The organism is Halococcus salsus (assembly GCF_009900715.1).
Taxonomy (GTDB): Archaea; Halobacteriota; Halobacteria; order Halobacteriales; family Halococcaceae; genus Halococcus; species Halococcus salsus.
Window position 1 is genome coordinate 1 of record NZ_JAAAJC010000029.1, and the last position, 2,675, is coordinate 2,675.

General features: G+C 47.4%; 3 protein-coding genes and 1 pseudogene. 1 reads left to right on the top strand and 3 read right to left on the bottom strand.

The genetic code is table 11. The features are described from left to right. Window positions 1–127: pseudogene (locus tag GT355_RS17860) on the top strand (IS5/IS1182 family transposase); the annotation flags it as partial. A gap of 61 nt (window positions 128–188) precedes the next feature. On the opposite strand, the gene GT355_RS17865 reads toward GT355_RS17860, so the two are convergent. The 3 genes from GT355_RS17865 to GT355_RS17875 form a co-directional block, all read right to left on the bottom strand. Beyond that, window positions 189–911 carry a hypothetical protein gene (locus GT355_RS17865; RefSeq protein WP_160135850.1) on the bottom strand — a complete coding sequence of 241 codons (723 nt, stop codon included), beginning with the start codon at window positions 909–911 and terminating at the stop codon, window positions 189–191. 207 nt (window positions 912–1,118) lie between these two features. Next, window positions 1,119–1,592, bottom strand: a complete 474-nt coding sequence (locus tag GT355_RS17870) for a hypothetical protein (protein ID WP_160135851.1) — start codon at window positions 1,590–1,592, stop codon at window positions 1,119–1,121. Window positions 1,593–1,603: 11 nt separating this feature from the next. Beyond that, complete coding sequence (locus GT355_RS17875; RefSeq protein ID WP_160135852.1) at window positions 1,604–2,443, bottom strand: DUF6414 family protein; 840 nt, start codon at window positions 2,441–2,443, stop codon at window positions 1,604–1,606. Window positions 2,444–2,675 lie beyond the last annotated feature (232 nt).

The following is a 2,675-nucleotide window of genomic DNA, read 5'->3' on the forward strand; positions in this document are numbered from 1 at the left end:
CGTCCGTGCCCGAGGCCGCGTCCATGCGCGGACGCAGGTGTTCGTTGCATTGTGCCTTCGAGTGGTCGTCGCAATCACCAACGACGAACGAGGAGACAATCCGGGCCGCGAGATGCTCACGGCATGAGACGGATTCTATGACACGCTCAGACCAAAATAAAGGCGTTTAGACGTCCGTTTCTAGGGGTTCACTTGAGGCCAACCTCTTCTGGACTTACCTCTGGCTCTGCAACTTCACCCAGTGCCCAATCGACGTGTGCATCACCCACCCTAGCTTCATCTACTTGTTGCGTGAGTTCTTTTGCATCCAATAGGGCATATACCAGTTCAATAGAGATCTCATCACCACTTTTCAGGTCATTCAGTTCCGCCGAGATATCTTTGGCTCGTTTCTTTGCATCCTTGACATCAGAGGCGAAAGGATCGTGGTACGGGACATCAGCATGTTCGATCTCCTCAAGAGAACGTTGGGCGATTCGTATCATCGTCTTGCGTGCATCTAGCTCACCCTTCACCTCATCATATTCTTCAGCTTTCTCGATTAGCCAACTTCTCCAGTCAGCGGCTACATCACGAATTTGTTCTAACTCAGACGTAGAGGGATTTTTTTGGTAATCGTGGGCTACGTCATTCCGAATCGAATGGAGATTGTATATTGCCTTGCTGTAGTCACTCGGAACTTCGAAGTCGTCAAGAGCTTGTAACCGGGATCGGCATCGCTCCCATTGCTCTTTAAGACTATCCGTCCGTATATCTCCTTTCAGTCCGAGATAGGCTGTGCTGACCTCCGAAACAACCTTACAATAGTAGTCCACCATCGTGTACGCTCTGAGTCGTCTTTCTCCTCGTTCTGCCATATCCAACTCATCGTAGATGTCGAGATGCTCCTGAGCAATATCTTGGCTGACCATATCGGGCCTTCACAATCCTTGGTTATATGATTGACGTCGAAATGGTCAGCAATTCCGAAAGTGGTAATCAAACTATTTCTCTGAATGCTACAAGTTTACTTATAAAGAACAGGGGTTCTCGAAGGTTATCCGAAAACAGTTGTTTCTCGATAGTCTATTCCAAGTCTCTGGAAAATGGATAGCCAAATGTTCGCTCAGTAAATATGGCTACTTCGACATTCCTTTGAATCCCTCTACATCTGTGTAGCGGTTGAGAAGAAGTGACCAGCCGGTGGTTCCGATCAGAATGACCTGAATCAATAGCAGCGTATTTGCTATGAAATCGCCTTGGCAAATACGGAGTATGAGCAGAAGCGGAGCTAAAAACGTGAAAATACTTTCTAAAGTGACGACGCTATCAAGTATATATCCAAATTTGGTCGTTGCAGAATTTCGGACATCAGCTGTAGACATGCCCGTTTTTGCTATTGTATAGGCTCCAGATGCAGTCGCCAAGGAAATGACCGCTAGTATGAGGTAAATAGTTGAACTGAAGCCGGTGAATACATACGATATATCAACTTCGAACGAACAAACGGGGATCTCAGACCCTTTAGAGTACAGATATCCAAAGGTGATTGGCGGCAAAAACGAGCTTTCCTCCCTAAACTTTGCAATTAGGGATAGATAGCCTGAGACCATTACTTAGAGCTTCATGCGTAGATCGCAACAGGAGTGAGAACAATATCAGGAGGTGAGATGTGGAGGTCGGCATCATCCACACCATCCATGTACAGTGGATCTAATTCGTTGGCCAATTGTTTCTTGCGAATCCGTCTCTCTGTCTGTTCTTTTCTATCCTTCGTTGGCATCTCATCTAGGAAATCAAGGTAATGTCGCTCCTCCCCTTGTTCGTATATGTGGTCTATTTTCGCAAATACTGTATAATCCTTGAAGTTGTTTGGGAAGTCTCTCGCTATGCTCAGCATATTTTCCTCCCACAACTTGAACACAAAACAACCATCACACTCGCCATTCATCGAGACCTGGTAGTATCTCGCTGCATCCTCAAGCTCTTCCAGAAGCCTCTCTTCCGAATCGTCAGGCATCTCAGGTCCTCCAGATTCAACGTCACTAAGATCAATCCCAAGCCGCTCTGCGAGATCATATAGCTGGGTCCATGGTGGCCGTTCTATTTTCCCTTCGATAGTCACGTAGTCTCCGTCCTCAAGCGAATTTCTGATATTATTGTCGATCCGACTAAGGTGCGTTAGATCCTCTTTTACTGTATCCAAGACGCCATGAAAGGCGATGAACTGTCCGATAGGAGTACTTTGAACGGTTCGAGAGAAATCTTCGATGTTTTCTTCGCTGCTGCCTCGGTGGTAATCGAGGAATTCGTAGATTGAAACACGTCCCTCATTTTCTGAAGAATCTGTTGAGCTGACTGTCTCAACGACCTTCTGGACTTGTCCTTGGTGTATCATCTGCATTTGCTGCTGGACCCGAGGCTCATCGAGATAGTAGACGTCAGGCATACCGGAAATGCTCATACCGTCTGTTAGTGTGGGCATGTCAAAAAATCTCCGTCGACCACCGCAGGATATTACTCGATTGGGTAGGGGTCCGATCCCAAGATCAGTACCTCACAAAGCGGGTTAGGTGAACGGGCTGCTTGGTCGGTTGATGCGACCGGACCAAGCAGCCAACGAACTCACCGAAGAGCAGGTGCTTAACTTCCTCGTCAACAGCCTCGACGAGGAGATCGATATCGGACTCGGCGAA